We start from the raw sequence: 20,455 nt of genomic DNA on the forward strand, positions 1-20,455 counted from the left end.
TAATAACTAAATACAGAGCTCAACAGCAACAATAATATGCCAACCTGCTGTAAACTTTAACGCAATGCTTACCAATTTATAGTTTTGGAATCCTATTTTAGTCAGTAAAAAGTAAATGTCCTCAGAAAAACTTTCAAATACTAAAGGATTATTTCCTCAAATGCATATACCTTTGATTTAATGATGACCCTGGACGAAATACTAGACAATATTTACCCCTTACCACCGGATTCAAAATCTATATTGAACGCTCATATCAAGCAAGTTGATTTCCCAAAAGGACATATTCTGTTGCGAGCGGACAAAATCGAAAACAAAATCTACTTTATTAAAAAGGGTATTGTCAGAGCGTTTTCCCAGACTCCTGATAGCGAAATAACTTTTTGGTTTGGGCATGAGGGAAGCACCGCCATTTCTATGAAAAGCTATGTACAAAATCAAAAGGGCTACGAGAATATTGAGCTACTGGAACATTGCGAGCTTTACGAAATTAAAATCCAAGAGCTGCAACAACTGTACAAACAAAATATTGACATAGCTAATTGGGGAAGAAAGTTTGCTGAACAGGAGCTGATAAAAACAGAAGAACGTTTGATTTCACTACAGTTTAAAAATGCAACCGAACGCTATAAAGAGCTCATGAGAGATCATCCACATTTATTGCAAAGAGTCCAATTAGGGCATATTGCATCTTATCTAGGTATTACGCAGGTAAGTTTAAGCAGAATAAGAGCAGATATAAAGTAAATATATATCCTCTGGCTGCCCCCATAAATCTTAACTGAAATTATCTTTAAATATTTTTATTTTTTATTTTTTATCATTTGTAAAATTCCGGCAGCTTTCTGTTGCTGACCTTTGCCCAAATTAAAATAAAAACAATGAACTGGATTATTCTCATTATTGGCGGATTATTTGAAGTAGCATTTGCTTCTTGCCTGGGAAAAGCAAAAGAAACAACTGGAAATGAAACGTATTTATGGTACGGACTTTTTTTAGTAACACTTACCATTAGTATGGGCTTGTTAATTAAGGCCACACAAACTTTACCTATTGGTACAGCCTACGCTGTTTGGACAGGAATTGGTGCTGTAGGTACGGTATTGGTTGGAATATTCGTATTTAAAGATCCTGCAAGCTTCTGGAGACTATTTTTTATAACTACACTAATAGCATCTATTATTGGCTTAAAAGCTGTTTCCAATTAGAAACAGTACAAACAGTTTTTGTTGTATTACAAAAGGAAGCCTAAGCACAGTAAAAAACTTTGGTATCTCAATCTTATGAGTCTGTCTCCTATATTTGCAGCAAGCAAATACAGGAGACAGACCTATAATAAATTGGAGCAAACTTCTAACGTATATATTAAGTTTACCTAAATATCAAAATAGTATGTAGAATTGACTTTTTGAAGCACTTTACTTTTTCAGCTTTTCTTACAAACAGTCATCTACAAGGTAAACAATTGATTCATAATTTTTTCCCACGGCATCAGACAAAGACATCTCACAAGTTTTACTGGACGAATAATATCCATCAAAAAAACCAGAGGCATTCACTTCTTTAGCCTCCATTTCAGCTGCCGAATGTGTCAATTCAGGAAATAGAAAACCTCTGTCTCCCGCCATTCCACAACAATTAGCATTAAACGGTACAGTTACCTGTTCGGCAAAAAATGCTGCTACTTTATTAAACTTAGCATTCAGTCCCATCTTTTTCAATGAACAAACAGGATGCAATACGATATTCTTTTTCTTCCTTTGCAATTTTGCTCTGGGGATAATAAACTCATCAATATAATCTATACTATCAATAATCCGCATCGCATCTAAACGTTGCCTATTCTCTTCTGTCAAATATTTACGGCTCTCTTGTAAAGTATGTGTACAGGAACTTACATCTAACATTACAGGTAACTTTCCTTGCTTACTTTCTAACCAAATTTGCTCTATAGATTGATTGGCCGCAAATGTAAAGGCCTTTTGATAACCTTTTGACGAAAACATCTGTCCGCAGCACAAAGAAGCTATCTTTTCTGGAATAATGAAACTTATGCCTACTTTAGCCGAAATACTGGCTATCGTATCTATCATATTCTTTTTGCCGCTTATAGCCGGTCCACCCATCATTCTTGAAATACAGGTTGGCATATAAACCACAGCATCTTCGGCAGTACTTTTCACATACTTAGACTGGATATTACCTGTTGTTTTGATCTGATTAGACCATAACGGTGTGGCAGGAACAATATTTCTCAATACCTTGGTAATTTTCACAGTAGTATTCTTACCAAATACCTGATTTAAACCATTGGCAGCCTTAACTGCAAACTCTGTTGCCGATGAGGTAATTCCAAAGTTTTTGGCTAATTGCAACGCTACATTATTGGCAAAATCACTGTGATTTTCTCGTCTCAGCCGTTTTACCAGGTCTCCGGTATTAATATCAACCGGACAAGCCGATGCACAAGATCCATCCACAGCACAGGTATCTAGACCATCGTACTGATACTGTTCCAATAAAGTATCATAATCTGCTTTTTTGCCTTTTTTCTTTAAAGTATGCAACTCACGCCGTACTACAATACGTTGTCTTGGTGTTAACGTCAGGTTTCTGCTTGGGCAAACATGTTCGCAATAACCACACTCCATACATTTATCCACTTCCTGCTCTACGGTTGGCAGATCTTTAAGATGGGTAATATGCGCCTTTTTATTTTCGTTGATAATAACACCCGGATTTAACAAATTACATGGATCTACAACCTGCTTCAATTGTTTCATGATCTCGTAAATATCATTTCCCCACTCTGTAGCTATAAACGGAGCCATATTTCTGCCCGTTCCATGCTCGGCTTTTAAAGTGCCTTTGTATTTATCTACCACCAGCGTTACCACATCTTTCAGAAATCTGTCATAACGTTCTACTTCTGTTGGTGTGCTAAAAGATTGTGTAACTACAAAATGGATGTTTCCGTCTTTAGCATGACCAAATATAATGGCATTGCTATAATCGTAAGCTTTAAATAACTTTTGCAAATCCAATATAGCATCGCCCAATGTATGTACAGGGAAAGCAATATCTTCCAATATTACTGTACTACCACTTGCCCTCACTGCTCCTACAGATGGGAACATACCTTTTCTTAAGGTCCATAAAAAAGCTTGTTCTGCTGGTACAGTTGTAAAAACAGCCGGACTTAACAAAGAAAGGTCTGCAGATAGCTCTAAAAACTGATTGATTTTTTGTTCCAGTTCTTCTTTTGAATCCGCCTGATATTCTATCAATAAAGCTGCCGCTGGTTCGGGCAAAGTTTTCAAAATATCCGGCACTCCTTTGATATCTTCTATAGACCGTAAAGATGCCCTATCCATTAGCTCAACTGCCTCGGCGCCCGTATCGGTTAAAGGTACAATTGCTTTACAGGCCTCGTAGATATTTGGAAAATACAATAAAGTAGTCGATTTTTCGCGATAATCATCCACTGTATTCATCACTGCCTCGGCAATAAAACCTAAAGTTCCCTCGCCTCCTATCAGCAAATGAGCCAATATATCTAAAGGATGTTCAAAATCTACAAAGGAGTTTACAGAATAACCTACGGTGTTTTTTGTCTGGTATTTGTGTCTGATAATATCAAAAAGCTCTTGATTGGCTAACACATGCTCCCTCAAACTTTTTAAGGTCGCGTAAATATCCGGACATTCTAATTGAAACCTTTCGTAATCTGCCTGCGTTTCGGTACTGAATGTTTTCCCATTGGGAAGTATAAAACGAATATATTGGGTAGTATGATAAGAATTATGATGTACTCCGCAACACATTCCACTGGAATTGTTTGATAAAATCCCCCCCATCATCGCAGAGTTAATACTCGACGGATCGGGTCCTATTTTTTTACCGTATGATTTTAAATAGTTATTAACCGCAGCCCCAATTACTCCGGGCTGAACTCTTACCTGTGCTCCATTATTCTCTACCTTTACTTTATTCCAATACTGACTCAGGTCTACTAAAATTCCGTCTGTGATAGATTGTCCGGAAAGACTGGTTCCTCCGGTCCTGAAAGTTAAAGGAACCTGATGCTGATGAGAAAACTTAAATAAGGCTATTATTTCATCTACCGACACAGGCTGCACAACAGCCTTAGGTGTCAGATGATAAAACCCTGCATCAGAAGCATAAGCTACTACATCAATTAAACGGTCTTTTATACGGTTTTTAGGGATAATTGAGGTTAAGAGTTCTCCAATATTCATTTTAACACAATTAGATATTCGGATGCAAACTATAAAGAGTTTTTTAAGAAAAAAATAAAAAACGCAATATGTAACGTATCTAAAGTTGCCACACTCAGACACATTACATATAACCATTTTTCACAAGAAGTGTTCATTAATACGCCGATAAATCGGCCAGCCTTGGCAAGGCCTGATTATTAACTATAAATAAGTTCTGTTAATCGGCTTTTTTACTTACCGCAAGCATACAAATCATAGTAATAAGAGCATTGATAATAATAAGCTCAAATCCTATAGAATACCCAAACCAGTTCAATGATTCTTTATCTACTATAAAAGACAGGATAGGAGAAAGTATACAAATATAAGGTACCAGCTTGTCTTTCACTGCTCTTTTAGAGAGCATACCAAAGGCGAATAGCCCCAACAATGGTCCATAAGTATAACCTGCAGCTTTAAAAATAGCATTTACAACAGAATCGTCATTGATTAATTTAAATACCAATACCACTAAAAATATAAGGAACGAGAAACCTATATGTACCCAATGTCTGGTTTTTACCAATTGCGGATCATTGGTGTTTTCTTTTTTATCAAAATGCAGAAAATCTACACAAAAAGATGTTGTAAGTGCTGTTAGTGCCGAGTCTGTGGTAGCAAAAGTAGCGGCCGTTAAACCTAACATAAATACTATTGCCGGAACAACACCCAGATAGTTTAAGGCAATTTCGGGAAATAAATGATCGGGTGTACCTAATGCCGCAGTATCTATCCCTTTTGCATGGGCATAAATATAAAGCAAGGCACCTACGCTTAAAAAGAAAAGGTTCATAACCACAAATATCCCTGTAAAAGAAAGCATATTCTTTTGTGCTTCTTTAATGTTTTTACAACTCAGGTTCTTTTGCATCAGATCCTGATCCAGTCCGGTCATGGCAATGGTAATAAATATCCCTCCTAAAAACTGTTTGATAAAATGGTTTTTATTGGTTCCAAAATCATCCCAGAAAAATATCTTTGAATAAGAACTTTCTTTAACCGCTTCAAAAGTTTGCGCCAGGTTAAGGTCTAAACTTTTCGATATAAAATAAATGGATAATACCACAGATAGCAATAGAAAAACAGTTTGCAAAGTATCTGTGATAATAATAGTTTTCAGTCCTCCTTTAAAAGTGTACGACCAAATCAGCACTAAACAGATAACTATAGTTACCCAAAAAGGGACATTCCAGGTATCAAAAATAAACTTTTGCAATACAATAGCCACCAGATATAACCTAAAGGCTGACCCGATGGTTCTGGATACCAGAAATATCATGGCGCCCGATTTATAGCTCCAATAACCAAAGCGTTTTTCCAGATAAGTATAAATAGAAATCAGATGCAGACGATAGTATAACGGCAATAAAACCGTTGCTATTAACAAAAAGCCCACTGCGTTACCCAGTACAAACTGAAAATAACCAAAAGCAGTTTTTTCTACAGCACCGGGAACCGAAATAAACGTTACTCCGGAAAGAGCAGTTCCTATCATACCAAAGGCAACAAAATACCATTTGGAGTTTCTGTTAGCTATAAAGAAAGTAGAGTTATCCGATGATTTTTTCGACGTAAAGTGAGATATCACTATCAGTACAGAAAAATACACCAATAAAAAGGTCAATAATAGAGCTGGAGACATATTACTTATTTATCGTTGTTTAAACTTCTTAAAAAATTAGTCATTACCTACCCTCATAAATAGCAGGATGTTGTATTAAATAAGGCTTTCCCTAAATCTTTAAACAGGCCCAAAAGCTACCCACAAGATGAGAAATATTATTCAAAAAATTAATGGTGCTGATAGTTTTCTATAGCTTTTCTAACGTTACCAAATTGCTCTAACAATTGGGCAGCCTCTTCTTGTGTTGCTCCGGTATCTGCCATAATCATTCTGATACCACGACTGAATAATTTATTGTTAGTTAACTGCATATCCACCATTTTATTTCCTTTTACCCTACCTAACTGAATCATTACGGTGGTACTTAACATATTTAACGCCATTTTCTGCGCTGTACCCGATTTCATACGGGTAGAACCTGACACAAACTCTGGCCCCACAACAATTTCCACAGGATATTGTGCTACCGCAGCAACCGGACTCCCCGAATTACACACAATACAGCCGGTAACTATACCATTCTTATTGGCACTTTCCAATCCACCAATAACATAAGGTGTTGTTCCCGAGGCCGCAATACCTACCACTACATCATCTTCGTTAATAGCAAATTCCTGTAAATCTAACCAGGCCTGATTATAGTCATCCTCAGCATTTTCAACTGCTTTTCTGATAGCAGTGTCCCCTCCTGCAATAATTCCAACAACCCAGTCAAATGGAACACCAAAAGTCGGAGGACATTCCGAGGCATCTAACACCCCTAACCTACCACTGGTTCCGGCTCCTATATAAAACAACCGCCCTCCCTTCTTCATCCTTTCTGTAGCTATTGTAGCCAATTTTTCTATCTGTGGCAAAGATTTGGATACACTATTTGCTACAGTAGCATCTTCCTTATTGATATTTGTTAAAATATCATGGATAGACATTTTATCTAAATCATTATAATTTGATTCGCTTTCGGTTGTAAATTCCATATTCACTTAATGATTTTTATGTTCACTTTTATATTACTTCACACTTAAGCCCGTTCCGTACGAATAAGCTTTTGATATACTTACCGGCAATTTACCCGATGTATTTATTTCTTTTTTCAATACCTTCATAGCTGTTTCATGCATGATAGGGTCATCTTCGTAACACACCACCAGATTTTTTGCATTAACTATATTGCCTGCTGCATAAGGATTACCAAATACAAAATTTAAAACGTTATTTTTTTGTTGTAATTGTTGTAGTAACGACCACGATGCCGTACTAATACCAAAATTATTTGCCGGATTTTTGCTGTAACCATGTAAACCCACAATAATTTTATTGTAATTAACACCTATTTTATTCAGCAATTCTAATTGCTGATTTTCTGTAGATATATTACTAAAAAGGAATACATCTGCCTTAAATTCTTTGTTCAATGCCTTAGCAAAATCGTTTTCATTTGCTGCTCCTATAGCTACATAAGCTACTTTAGAGCTATCTGAAAAATTAAAAATATCTTCATCTTTTTGATCTGCCAATGTAATGGCCTGTTCATATATTTCTCTTTTTACATTATAGACATCTTTATTTAATTTTTGTACAAGCTGAAAGGTGTCAACCACATGATGCTTTTGCACCTGCAGATTATATTTTGCCAGCAATACCCGGTTTACTTTTTCGTCTATATCTTTCCAGCTCATTTCGCCTTTTCTAATAGACTGTCTTATTTTTTTGATGGCTCCTTTAATATCTCCGGGAAGGCAAAGCATATCGTTTCCGGCTATAATAGATTTAGCTGCCGCTAAGCCCTGCGGATAAAATTTAGCTACCCCTTTCATCTCCAGTGCATCGGTAAAAGTTAATCCGTTAAAATGGACTTCTTTTCTTAAAAGGTCTGTTACATTATTCTTAGATATGGAGGTTGCCTTGTTTTCTTCGGCATCAATAGCCGGAATATACAAATGCGCCATCATCATACTACCAACACCTGCTTCGGTCAACTTTCTAAAGGGATACAGCTCCAGTTTCTCTAAATCTTCTTTCGATTTCAAGATTACCGGTAAATCGTAATGCGAGTCTACACTTACATCGCCATGTCCGGGGAAATGCTTGGCACAGGCCATTACACCATTATCCTGCATACCTTTGGTTATTTGCACTCCCATATTGGCTACCATATTTTTGTCTTCACCAAAAGAACGGACATTAATTACCGGATTAGCAGGATTATTATTTATATCTACTACTGGCGCATAATTAACGTGTATACCCGCTAATTTGCACTGTTCTGCAATAGCTTTTCCGGTAAGATATGCCAGTTGTGGATTGTGTGTTGCTCCAATAGTTAATTGATTTGGAAATGGTTTTACATCAGAAAAACGCATACCTACTCCGGTTTCTCCATCAATAGTAACCATAAGCGGAATACGTGACATAGCCTGCAGTTTATTCAGAATTTCTGCTTGTTTTAAAGCCTCGCCCTGGAATAAACATAATGCACCAATTTTATATTTTTTCACATCACGGGTCACTTTTTCCTCAAAGAATACATCTTTACCACCCTGTTTTTCTGACACCCTGATTACCATTAACTGGGTTATTTTTTGTCTTTTTGATAGCTTCCTTTGTACACTATCTGCCCAATGCCTTGCTTCCGGAGTTTTCTCTAAAAACATTTGGCCCTGTGCCTGTACAGAAAAAGCAACTGCGGCTAAAAGCAAATATCTCTTCATTATATTCTTTATAAAAATCAAAAGTTTAAAGTCTAAAAACTACAGGATATATTTATCTACCTGAGTTCGACTCATATTTCATTGTTTTTGAGTGATTTGTACATTATTTCATGTTTAGTTCCGAAGTAAATTCGGAAGACGCTCCTATTTTTGTCATTGCGAGGAACGAAGCAATCTCTTTTGGCATTACTCTCATAACCTTTTTATAACCGAACTCAAGTTATTCATATCCTACTGCTACTGTATATATACTAACTTTGTTATTTTTCCGTCCATGGTACTCACCACCACCTGTCCTGTCCGAATAGGTTGTATGGTATTTACCAAACTATTGGATGTTTTATACTGCCATATCACTTCTCCATCTTTTCTACTAAGTGCACTAACCAAACCAGAATGCGATGGCACAAAAACTAACCCTCCACTTTCTGTTATAGCCGTTGGGCTGATTTCATACGGCAACTGCAATGAAGATTTCCATGTCTCCCGATATTCATCTCCCAATGTCGATACTCCGAACACCTTTCCATCCATAGTTTTAACATATACAATAGACGAATCCTGAGAAATGCCTATAGACTCCCGCGGTCTGTTCTCAGGGTTGGTATGTCGCCATACTACGTTTCCTGTTTCTGCATCAAATGCTGTTAAAAACCTATCCGGTGCGGCAATAAATATTTTTCCTTCACTAGCTACAGGATAACAGGCAGCCGGCGAATACATTCTATTTGCCGATCCGTTGTTCCATTTCCACACTTCTTTACCTGTATGCTTATCCAGTGCATATAAATGCCGCCCCCAGCTTCCAAAATAAACTTTATCCCTATACAGCAAGGGCCTGCTTACCACAAAACCCTCTACATCTTGATATTGCCAAACCAGTTCACCATTAGTTACATTAATCGCCCTAAACACATGGTCAGAACTACCTATATAAGCTATACCATCAGCTATAACCGGACTTCCCAGTACTGCTTTTTGTGTTGCTACTTTCCACAGAAGTTTACCTTTATCCGCTGATAAACCGTAAATAAATCCATCTGAAGAACCAACCACCACATAACTTTTATAAACAGCCGGTGTAGAATATATTTTTCCTTGCGTTTGGTATTGCCATGCTTTTTTACCGTTTTTCTCGTGAAGCGCATAAACCTCACCTTTAGTATTAGCCGTAATCAAAAACTTTTTATATAATGCTATACCTGTTCCTAAATCGCTATCATCTTCAAATTCCCAGACTTTACTGACTGAAGTTTGTTTGGAGTTTATGGAATAATCTGGCCGCTTATAAGCTTTTTTATCCCAATCTCCAACGTGTTCCAGAGAAAGCTCCAGCCATTTCCTGGAAGCTGATTGAAAAGGTCTTTTTTCTTCAAACCTTACTTTTTGATTATCCAGGCTGACTATATTATAGCCTCCCACAGTATCTTTAGCTCGCAGATTAGAACGGCACATGACATTATTTATACCTTCCGAATGATACAATCTGTTGGTATGACCATGCCCGCATATCATAAACTTTATTTGATGCTGCTTTAGCAGATCTATTGCACTGTACCAGTTGTTTAATGATGAATCTTGCGGATAATGGTTTACATATACAATAGGTTTATTACCTACAGTTTTAAGTTTTTGATGTAGCCAAACAATATCTTCTCTTGGAATTTGCCCGGGCCCCATTCTCATATTGGGACCAGAACCTGTTCCCAGAAATACAAAGCCCTTATGTTCAAACGAAAAAGTGCCGGAACCAAAAATGCGGTTAAACGAATTACTTCCACTTTCAGACCAATTGGTATCATGATTTCCCGGTATAGCATACCAGGGCTTTTGCAATTGATCCAGAATATTTTTCGCCAGTTTCAATTCCTCATCAGCACCAAATTCAGTAACATCTCCTGAAACAATCACAAACTCTATTTCCGGATTTGAATTAATATCTTTTACTGTATTTTCAAGGTCATCAGCTCCGGTAGCATTCCCCACATGGGTATCAGTTACCAAAGCAAATTTGATAGGCTGCGCATAACTACCTATTGCAGCAACCACTAACAACAACAGTAAAAACAATTTTTTATTCATCCGTTTCTAAGTTTTTGTTCATGTAAACCATAGAACCTGCACTCAAATTTAGTAAATGCATTTTTATTTATGCGTATTTATGCGTTAATATTTTATAAAAACGCAATTATTTGCAATTATTTTACTTTCACCTTTAATTCATTAGCTGGCTGACTCTCATTTTTCAATCTATCAATTGCGGTTACAGTATAAATGTATTTCTGATAAGGCTTTGCTGTTGTATCTGTAAAATTGGTATTCTCTGTTCCAAATATGACTTTTAAGATATTCCGGGATTGAGTGATATCCATTTTTTCTCCTGATTTTACACGATAAACTACATAACCATAAGCACTTTCTCCGTCTCTTACCGTATAGGGTTTATTCCATACCAATGTATTTTTATATTTCCTTAGCTTAAGCGGAGGTAATGGAGGTGTATGGTCTAACCAGGGCATTTGCGGAACCAAAGCAACGGTATTATATAAATTGGCTCTTAACGAATCCTGAAAAGCAGCCATATTATTGGTTAAAGATTTGGAACTGAAATACAGACTTCCACCGATATTGGAGTTTTGTCTTAAATAACGAATCTGTCTTGGCATTTGTGTTGGATCATCCCAACCATTCTTTTTTTCGTTTAATCGGTAAATCCCATGTCCAATATAAACATGACGACCATAGCTTTGCTTAGCCCACCAATCCACCAGTTTCTCATACGCTGCCGGGGCGTAATTGAAAGGAAAATACAACTGAGGATTAATATAATCTATCCAGCCTACCTTAATCCATTTTTTGGTATCGGCATACAATTGCGAATAATGTTCAAAACCTGAAGTAGACGACCCTATTTCAGGATCCTGACTATTTCTATAAATAGCCGACGGTGAAATACCGTATTTCACATATTTCTTTACAGACTTGATACTATCGCCTATATCTTTAATTAACAAATCAACATTATGCCTTCTCCAATCGGCTATATTTTTAATACCATAAGCATACTGCTTAAATGTTAAAGTATCAGGCATAAGTTCTTTATCCGGATATGGATAAAAATAATCGTCAAAATGCACTCCATCTATATCGTAATGACGGACTACTTCCATGACTACCTTATTGATATACTGCCTTACCTCTGGTAATCCCGGATTAAAATATTTTTTGTTCCCATAGGTAAAAAACCATTCTGGTTTTTTAAAGGTGATATGATCTTTACTAACCAGTTTTTCATTATTATCGGTAGTTGCCCTGTACGGATTAAACCAGGCATGCAATTCCATTCCTCTTTTATGAGCTTCTTCTATCGCAAAAGCCAAAGGATCATAAAAAGGCTGAGGAGCTTTACCTTGCTCTCCACTCAGAAATGCGCTCCACAACTCTTGCCCTTTAGCAAAGAAAGCATCTGCAGATGGTCGTACCTGAAACATAATGGCATTCATTCCATTTTTTTGGTGCTCGTCAAATATCCAGATCAGCTCTTCTTTTTGTAGCTCCGTAGAAAGACCGGGTTTAGATGGCCAATCAATATTTTTCACGGTGGCTACCCATACACCACGAAATTCTCTTTTAGGGTTATCTTGCGAAAAAACTTTTGAAAAAGCTAGTATAAATAAGAAAATAAAGACAATAGTTTTCCTGATAGCTAATACCATGTTATGCTATTTATTTTTAAAAAAGGCTACCAAAAAAGCTATCATTATGCTTTTCCGATAACCTTTAAGTTGATTTTATGGATTACTTAATTGATTCTTTGTAAGCGAATTTAATTAATGATAAATCTCCTTTTGCATCCTGCCCGATTTCCCAAAACATAATACCATTAGCTCTGTCTTTTGCCAATTGAACTTTTTGCTGAATCAATGGAAAGCCATTATAATAATACACCTTACTATCTACTGTATAGGTATGTATATTAGCATCCTTGTCAGCACCATTACTTAACAAATCTCTAAAAGACACAGCATCTTTATTATCACTTGTTTTTCCGTATGCTGGCAGCCCTAGAACAGCTTTCTTCTTCGGTAATCCTTTTTGAAGCAACCATACATCCAAAACATCTTCCGCCATTTTATAGGAAGAATGATTAGAATCTCCTGCCCAGCCAGCACCATCATACACCATCAGATTCACAAAATCGCAAGCATCAATGGCATTCTGAGTGATTCCATCTTTGATAGGTCCGGCGTATACCCCTGCAGTAACTGCCATACTTAAGCTTCTATGCCAGCTATTTAATTCATTAGCCAGCTCTTGCATAAATATACCAAAACTAACATCATTCCCTTTGCTCGCATCGGGATACTCCCAATCCATATCCACTCCATCAAACTGATTTTCCAGAGTATATTTTACTATATTATTAATAAAGCTTTTTCTACTAACAGGATTTGACAGAAGAGTGGTATAAATTTTACTATCCCCATTAAGCGCAATAATAGCTTTTGCTTTATGTCGCTTAATTAATGTCACTACCTCTTTTAAACCATTTTTCGAATTATCCAAAATCACAGTACCATCTGCTTTAGGCTTCAGAAAAGAATAGATCACATGGGTGGCGCCATCTAAACTAGTAGTATCTATATCTGCAATAGCACGATATGCAGGATAATAAATCACTCTTTTAAAGGATTCATCCGGCTTGTAGGGAGTAGTTGGTTTCTCCAATTGTCCCGCACCATAACCATCCGGAACCCAGGCAATATCCTTTTTACAGGAAGAAAAAGACGCTATTGCCGCAATACTCAAAATTAAAAGTCTTTTCATAATTTATTGTCTATTGACTTCCCCCAACTATATAGTTAGGGGAAGGAATAAAAATCTATCTTTTTACTTGATCAAGAGCCAAACCATAAGGCGCATAGCCTTTGATTAAGAAATCTACAACACCCGTTTTCAAGTTATAACGCTTAATTCCTGAATTCGCTGCAGAGGCACCAAACGTAGGTGGATTGTTTCCTGCAACGGTAGAATTATGTCTGTAACCATAGTACAAATACCCTTCTCCATCTGCATTTACGTCTATATCTAAACCTGTTACATAAATATATTCTCCCGCAGCCCCTTGAATGCTGTAGTTCGCTGCCTCTATCTTCATACTGGCATCATTATCTATAGATATAACATTCGAACCATCAATGTTAGCTCTATAAATTCCTGTTGAACGCCCTGCATCCTCACGGTTTGTTGCAAAATATATATAGTTATGCTGCTTATCTACCACAAAAGATCTAATTGCATGTTTAGAAATATCAGTAGTAAATTTACCTATATAATCCCCTGCCTGGTTAAACTTAAAGATTCCCTTTCCTGTAGTACCCGCCATAGAAACCCACATCTCACTTCCTACCTCTTTAATATCTGAATAGAAGTATGTCGAAATAGCCTCGCCAGCAATAGTCGCATCTATTTTTAGTTTTATAGCAGGATAAACAGCTTCATTAGAAGAAGCATTCACAACTCTTACTCCCCAGTTTCTACATGTCCACCAAATATTGCCATACTGATCAACGGTATGCATCCACGGATCATCTCTATAATCTAGAGTTGTCGCAACAGGTTTAGTTATAAGTTTTTCATTGGAACCATCCAAATTAAATGATTTCAGATAGCCATCAGCAATAAGAGCTGCCCCACTACCTACATAGGAAGTCCCTAAACCTGTTTCAGAAACGTAAAGTTTATCTCCCTTAACGGAAACTCCAAAAGTATTAAACCCGGTACTAATCCCTAAATCTTCTACTTGTGGTGCAGTGTTTACTGTTAATTTATACCTGTAAATCTTTTTAGTAAAAGCATCAGCAAAATAAATTGTCTTGGCGAGCTCTCCTTTTACCTTAACAGTAACTTCAGAAGTCAGTTGCTCTACACCATCATTAACCGTTAATGTTACCAGATGGTCTCCCTCTGTAACAAACTGCACAGTAGGACTCTTATCTGTTGAAGTACCACCCTCTCCAAAATCCCAGGAATAGGTAAGATCCTGTCCCGGATAACTAAACGCCTTTGCATCAAAGGTTACATCTTCATAAATTGCAATATTTTCCGGTACTATAATCTTCGGCAACATTTTTTCAAGCTTAATCTTTTTAATCATTTCAGCTTCTTTTCCACCCTGCCATGTTTTTAATGTAACGGTATATTCACCCGGCAACTCATAATAAACTGTATCCGGAACCATTTTATCTGATTCAGAAATATCATGTAAACCTTTTTTATCCAATACTTTTCCTCCAGGGAACTGCCAATGAAATTTATCAGCATTCTTAGACCTATTGGTTATAACAACTTTTGCAGGCGCTGTTAGTACACCTTTTGGGAAGTCGAAATTGGCAAGGTAATCTCCTTGTTGTCCAATACCCGAAATCTCCTGCTTTGAACAGCTTAGCAAAACCAAGCCCATCAAAAAATATAATAAACGAAATTTCTTCATAACTTATAGTTTTATATCAAAAGTTCTGGAACTTGATGTTTTTGTATTTGTAGGTGTTACCGCATCCACATCTATCACAATAGAATAATTACCTACTTTTTTCAAATCTGTAACAATAGGCACCAACATATCCCTCTCTAGCTCTGCCTTGAGGTTAGCCATCCCTTTGGCCGATAGTACGTAAGTTCCTCCATTAGTAAAATGATCTGGTGTTGCTGTAGGAAACAACAACAAATAATCGGCTTTGGTAATATTATAGGCTAACAATCCTTTCAATATATCCCATTCCTGATCATTTAGTTTAGTGATTAATGAAGGGTCATTAGGATAAGATCCGTCTCTATGTTCTACTTCATACTCATATGGAATCACATAATTATTTGTATGGGTAACCCAATAATTATCCATTTGAGCGCTACCTACTTCGAGTAATACATTCTTTCTTACAATTGAATCTACAACAGTCAAGGTAGAAACATCATCAGATTTAGTAATAATATGCGTACCTTGTTTCAAGGTCATATCTATACCAAATGACTCTACTATATTATCATAGATTCCCACTTTCTGAAACCTATCATCTCTCTGCCAGGTAGAAGCCGTAACTATTAAAGTATCTCCAAAGTTAACTTTTGTATTATTGTAAGATACTCGTAATTGAGCGGCATATTCGTTATTTGTCGTTCCTAAGTCTGCAATAGGATCATTCTTCTTACAAGAAACAACAAAGAAAACTACCATTAGAACAGACACATATTTATACAAACTCTTTCTCATAAACTTAGTTTTTTAATGTTGACATCTCTGCCCACCATACCGGAGTGAAGCACCAATTCCTAGCTGTAGCACCTAATCTTGCTATTTCTTTTGGGTTATATACATATTCAGTTTCAGGATCATACGGAAATCTTTGAATATATCTGCCCTGCCATTCATTAAGAGCATATTTAGGGTAATAAAAATCCGGATAAGCAGTTGTACTATAACCATATCTCCTAATGTCTGACCAGGTTTCAGGTTGCAAATAAAGAGCTACATATTTTTGCATCATAATATGACTGATTTTAAGACTCCCCCCGTCTTGTGCTACTTTGGAAGATCCTAGGAAATTAATAATCTGACCATCTGGAATTTCTAATCTTTTCATGTTTAAAGAGATTCCTTCCTGATAAGACTTTAGTGCACCATCATAATCCTCTAAATAAAATTGAGCTTCAGCTTTAATAAAATACAATTCTTCCTTTAAAAGAATTGGAAAAGGGGAATCGTCCTTTGTCCAAAGCCCTCCGTATAAATTAGCAAAATCTTTTTGATCTGTTTTATTTGGTAAAGAAGCATCCTTCAATCCCTCTGTCAACTTAGCTCCTAAATACTTATTATTATCTCCGGGAGTAGTTAATTTATATAATCGGGGATCGTATATATTATTAGCAGCATCAACCGTCAAAGATTTCATAAAAACATCCGTTGGCAACGTTTCGTTCAACTTATTGGTAATTACAGCAAAATTCCATTCTGGTTGTGATCTGGCAGGTCCCCAAAGATTTCTCTCCCAGGTAACTTTGCTATCCAAAGGATACATAAATATCGCATCCGAAAACCCGGCTAATGCATCATTTACAATTGTTAATAACTCTTGATACCCCCCTTTAAAATTCGCCGTACGCAATTTCAAACGAGCCTTAGTCGCCAAAGCAAAAGACTTCCATTTGTTCAGATCTCCCTTATAAATAAGATCAGATTTATCATTCATTGTAGAAGCCAGCTCGCTTACATTGTTTAAATCAGCTATACCTTCATCCAAAAGCTTTTCAATACCTTGTAATACTTGCTCCTGAGAATCATATTTTGGATTAAATGAATCCGTAAACGCTTCACTGAACGGTAAATCTCCGAACACATCAGTTGTCGTCAGATAACTATACGCTAAAATTATTTTCCCCACACCCGCATAGTTATTAGACTTCTCTTCCATAGCCTTCTTCAGCATATCATTTACATTTGCCCCTACATCAAAATAATGAAAACGCCAGGAAGCTTGTCTAAGGATTCCATTATAATTCCAGGTATCTGTAATAGCATCATTGTTTCCTGTTCTCATTGTAAAGTAGTAACTATGATAAGCAGCAAATCTGGCCTGCGAATATAGACTATAAGCCAAATTGGCCTCAATAGCAGGAAGCCTCAATTTAGTTCCTACATTTGTGGGTTGTTTTGGATTCTCATTTAAATCCAACTTATTACATGAGACAATAAGAAAACCCAATAAAACAACGTATAAATATTTAAAGTTCTTTTTCATATGCTCAATCCCTATAACGTAATATTTAAACCTAATGAATATGTTCTCGGCAATGGAATAGCTCCATTATCCACTCCCATAGTACTTGCACCTCCTGCACCACCTGCATTAGGCCCCGCACTATTAACTTCCGGATCTCCGCCAGAATAATTAGTAATAATAATTGGATTTTGAGCAGAGAACTCTAGCCCTATATTACGTAAACCTAATCTGGAAGACAGTTTTTTAGGCATAGAATATCCTAAAGTAATATACCTTACACGCGCCCAATTCACTTTTTCAATAAAATTAGTCCCTACCTGATAGTAGTTATTTGCAAAAAAACTATAATCCAACACCACTGTCTTCGTATTTTTCACATAAGAGCCATCATCTTGTTGCACTACCCCATTAAATACAAATTCTTTATCCCTCCATTGTCCAACGTCATAAGCTGTTCCTACAGACATCATTCTTTGGCGACTGGCATTAAAAATATCACCACCAAACCTAAAATCCCACAGGAATGAAAGACTAAATTGTTTATATTTCAAATTGTTAATAAGTCCGATATTAAATTCAGGCTCCCTGTTTCCGATATACTTCTCATCATCTTTAGTCCCTGCTATAACCGGATAACCATTTTTATCAATTATTGTATAACCATCTTCATTCTTCTTGTAATCATAACCAACAACCCCTAATACTGGCTTATTTAAGGTTGAGGCTGCTTTTCCTCCATTAAGCTGAGCGTTAGTATAAGGGAATGTTATGATATCACCAGGAAACTCTAACACTTTAGAAGTATTTTTCCATGCATTTAATGTCGCACTCCAGGTAAAATCTTTAGTTTTTACCGGAATACCATTTAGAGATATTTCATACCCTTTATTCTCTATAGACCCTATATTAAAAGTCATTTGAACGTTTGCAGAAGGTAAAGGAACACGGGTGGTCATAATCATATCAATACTTTTTCTATTATAATATGTCACATCCAAATTCAGACGCCTGCCAAAGAAGCTCCATTCTGAACCTAACTCAGTTTCAGAAGTACGCTCTGGCTTTAAATAAGGATTCCCGCTCAATGCAGACTTAACATATCCCCCTCCGACTGTTTGAACCTGATTCAGATTTGTATTTGTCCGATATATAGGCGCATCTTTTCCTACTTTTGCATAGCTAAACCTCAGCTTTCCAAACCAATCTTTTGCCTCCAACAACTCGCTATATGCAAAACTTGCCGAATAAGAAGGAGAGTAAAATGTTCTGGCATCTTTAGGTAACGTAGAAGTCCAATCGTTCCTTCCGGTAATACCAATAGCGAATATATTTTTATATTCTAATTTAAAATCACCATAAACAGCATAGCGTTGACGCCTTGACCAACTATCAGTAATGTTATAAGTAGTCTTATCAGCAACATTAGGAGAAAAAATTCCATCTGCAGTAAATTCTCTGGCTGAATAAGCTACGCTCTGACCATCATAATAATCACTGTTAATCCCCAATATTAAAGTAGCCCTAAAATCTTGATTAATTTTACGATCAAACGTAGTATTTAATGTAGATGTAATAAACTTAGTCAAACCATTAGATTCAGAAACACTACCATTAAAAGTATCTGCACTACCGGGTGTTCCGGGAGTTACTATTGTCCTATATTTAGAATTTGTTAAATCCTGCCCTAACCTATAATTCAACGTAATCCAATTAGATGGTTTATAAACCAAATTACCATTGATCAAGAAACGTTCTACATCATTCACTCTCGGATTACGCATTACACCCCACATAGGAGAAATTCTAGCATTCCGAGGATCATTTTCCTGATAAGTATAAAGAGGTTCCCCATTAGGCTTCTCATATTCCAAAATATCATACATCAAAGGATATAAAGAAATACTGTTAATCCATCCACCTGCACTAGCGCCTCCCAATCCCTCTTGAATATCATTTCTTATATAACTCATGGATGTAGTAAAATCCATTTTTGAACTAATCTTTGCAGTACCTTTTAACATCAGGTTTATTTTCTCCTGATTAGTATTAGGCACCATAGACCCTGCGTTTCTATAGCCTCCTGAAACATAATAATTTAATTTTTCTGTCCCACCATTAAGGTTCAGGTTTACATCATGAGTCACACCTGTTTGAAAAAACCTATCTACGTTATTATATACAGATTCGTCATACCTAAACTTTCTCCCCCATGAAGAAGCCACAGACTCATCAAAAACCCCTCCAGTCCCTAAAGTATATATTCCTTGCTGTTTAGCAGTTCTCCCCATAGTCTCTACAAAAGACTTATAGGAACCATTAATTTGCAATGCCCCTGCTTTTCCTTTCTTAGTAGTAATAATAATTGCACCAGAGGCAGCATCAATACCATAAAGCGCAGCAGCAGCAGCTCCTTTTAGTATAGATACATCTTCGATATCTTCGGGGTTAAAATCGGCCAAACGATTAACTGTTCCATTAGACGAAGAGTTATTAACACGAATACCATCCACAATCATTAATGGCTGATTATCCCCATTCATACTGGTAGACCCCCTTAAAATAATCTCCGAAGGCAAACCAGGAGACCCTCCTGACGAACTAATCTGTGCCCCAGCAATCTGCCCCTGTAAAGCATTGATAATGTTAGACTGATTAGATTCTCTCAAATCCTCTCCTTTTACATTCTGCACAGAATAGGTTAACGTTCTTTTATCACGTTCTATCCCTAAAGCGGTAACCACAACTTCATTCAGTGCTTTGGCATCACTAGCCAATACCACATTAATAGTAGTAGCACCCCCTACTGTTTTTTCCTGTGTTTGCATTCCCATAAAAGAGAACACCAATACAGCGTCTTTAGCTACAGAAACTTTATAGTTGCCGTTAATGTCTGTCTGGGTTGCTGATTTTGACCCCTTTACCGAAACCGATACACCGGGAAGAGGCATTCCATCATCTGCTGCCGTTACTCGCCCTGTAACATTAACCTGTTGGGCAAAAACATGCAAAGACATGAAAAAAAGGCCAATTATCCCTACGAGTAATCCTCTTTTCATACTTGTG

At 36.7% G+C, this 20,455-nt stretch carries 13 protein-coding genes; 2 read left to right on the forward strand and 11 right to left on the reverse strand.

The window, feature by feature from the left end; translation table 11 throughout:
- Nucleotides 1–180 precede the first annotated feature (180 nt).
- Complete coding sequence (locus ACFSAH_RS10500; RefSeq protein WP_379662686.1) at nt 181–747, forward strand: Crp/Fnr family transcriptional regulator; 567 nt, start codon at nt 181–183, stop codon at nt 745–747.
- 134 nt (nt 748–881) lie between these two features.
- Nucleotides 882–1,208 (forward strand): DMT family transporter, encoded by a 327-nt coding sequence (locus ACFSAH_RS10505; protein ID WP_379662687.1) that lies wholly within the window; start codon nt 882–884, stop codon nt 1,206–1,208.
- A 228-nt stretch (nt 1,209–1,436) separates the two neighbouring features.
- Here the strand turns inward: ACFSAH_RS10505 and ACFSAH_RS10510 are convergent, their stop codons facing one another.
- The 11 genes from ACFSAH_RS10510 to ACFSAH_RS10560 form a co-directional block, all read right to left on the reverse strand.
- On the reverse strand, nt 1,437–4,259 hold the full coding sequence (locus ACFSAH_RS10510) for an FAD-binding and (Fe-S)-binding domain-containing protein (protein WP_379662688.1): 2,823 nt from the start codon (nt 4,257–4,259) through the stop codon (nt 1,437–1,439).
- 199 nt (nt 4,260–4,458) lie between these two features.
- On the reverse strand, nt 4,459–5,922 hold the full coding sequence (locus ACFSAH_RS10515; protein ID WP_379662689.1) for a sodium:solute symporter: 1,464 nt from the start codon (nt 5,920–5,922) through the stop codon (nt 4,459–4,461).
- A 149-nt stretch (nt 5,923–6,071) separates the two neighbouring features.
- Entirely contained in the window at nt 6,072–6,881 is an 810-nt protein-coding gene (gene murQ, locus ACFSAH_RS10520; protein WP_379662690.1) for an N-acetylmuramic acid 6-phosphate etherase, read from the reverse strand.
- A 33-nt stretch (nt 6,882–6,914) separates the two neighbouring features.
- Nucleotides 6,915–8,615, reverse strand: a complete 1,701-nt coding sequence (locus ACFSAH_RS10525; protein ID WP_379662691.1) for a glycoside hydrolase family 3 protein — start codon at nt 8,613–8,615, stop codon at nt 6,915–6,917.
- Between the two features lie 237 nt (nt 8,616–8,852).
- Nucleotides 8,853–10,697 carry an outer membrane protein assembly factor BamB family protein gene (locus tag ACFSAH_RS10530; protein ID WP_379662692.1) on the reverse strand — a complete coding sequence of 615 codons (1,845 nt, stop codon included), beginning with the start codon at nt 10,695–10,697 and terminating at the stop codon, nt 8,853–8,855.
- A 116-nt stretch (nt 10,698–10,813) separates the two neighbouring features.
- Entirely contained in the window at nt 10,814–12,331 is a 1,518-nt protein-coding gene (locus ACFSAH_RS10535) for a glycoside hydrolase family 10-like protein (RefSeq protein WP_379662693.1), read from the reverse strand.
- 82 nt (nt 12,332–12,413) lie between these two features.
- Complete coding sequence (locus tag ACFSAH_RS10540; RefSeq protein ID WP_379662694.1) at nt 12,414–13,442, reverse strand: glycosyl hydrolase family 18 protein; 1,029 nt, start codon at nt 13,440–13,442, stop codon at nt 12,414–12,416.
- Between the two features lie 55 nt (nt 13,443–13,497).
- Complete coding sequence (locus ACFSAH_RS10545; protein ID WP_379662695.1) at nt 13,498–15,108, reverse strand: PKD domain-containing protein; 1,611 nt, start codon at nt 15,106–15,108, stop codon at nt 13,498–13,500.
- A gap of 3 nt (nt 15,109–15,111) precedes the next feature.
- Complete coding sequence (locus ACFSAH_RS10550; RefSeq protein ID WP_379662696.1) at nt 15,112–15,885, reverse strand: hypothetical protein; 774 nt, start codon at nt 15,883–15,885, stop codon at nt 15,112–15,114.
- Nucleotides 15,886–15,889: 4 nt separating this feature from the next.
- Nucleotides 15,890–17,410, reverse strand: coding sequence for a SusD/RagB family nutrient-binding outer membrane lipoprotein (locus ACFSAH_RS10555; RefSeq protein WP_379662697.1), 1,521 nt, complete (start codon nt 17,408–17,410; stop codon nt 15,890–15,892).
- Between the two features lie 11 nt (nt 17,411–17,421).
- Nucleotides 17,422–20,448: a SusC/RagA family TonB-linked outer membrane protein gene (locus tag ACFSAH_RS10560; RefSeq protein WP_379662698.1), complete on the reverse strand. Its 3,027-nt coding sequence runs from the start codon at nt 20,446–20,448 to the stop codon at nt 17,422–17,424.
- Nucleotides 20,449–20,455 lie beyond the last annotated feature (7 nt).

It is taken from the genome of Pseudopedobacter beijingensis, assembly GCF_042678145.1.
In the GTDB taxonomy this organism is placed as follows: domain Bacteria; phylum Bacteroidota; class Bacteroidia; order Sphingobacteriales; family Sphingobacteriaceae; genus Pseudopedobacter; species Pseudopedobacter beijingensis.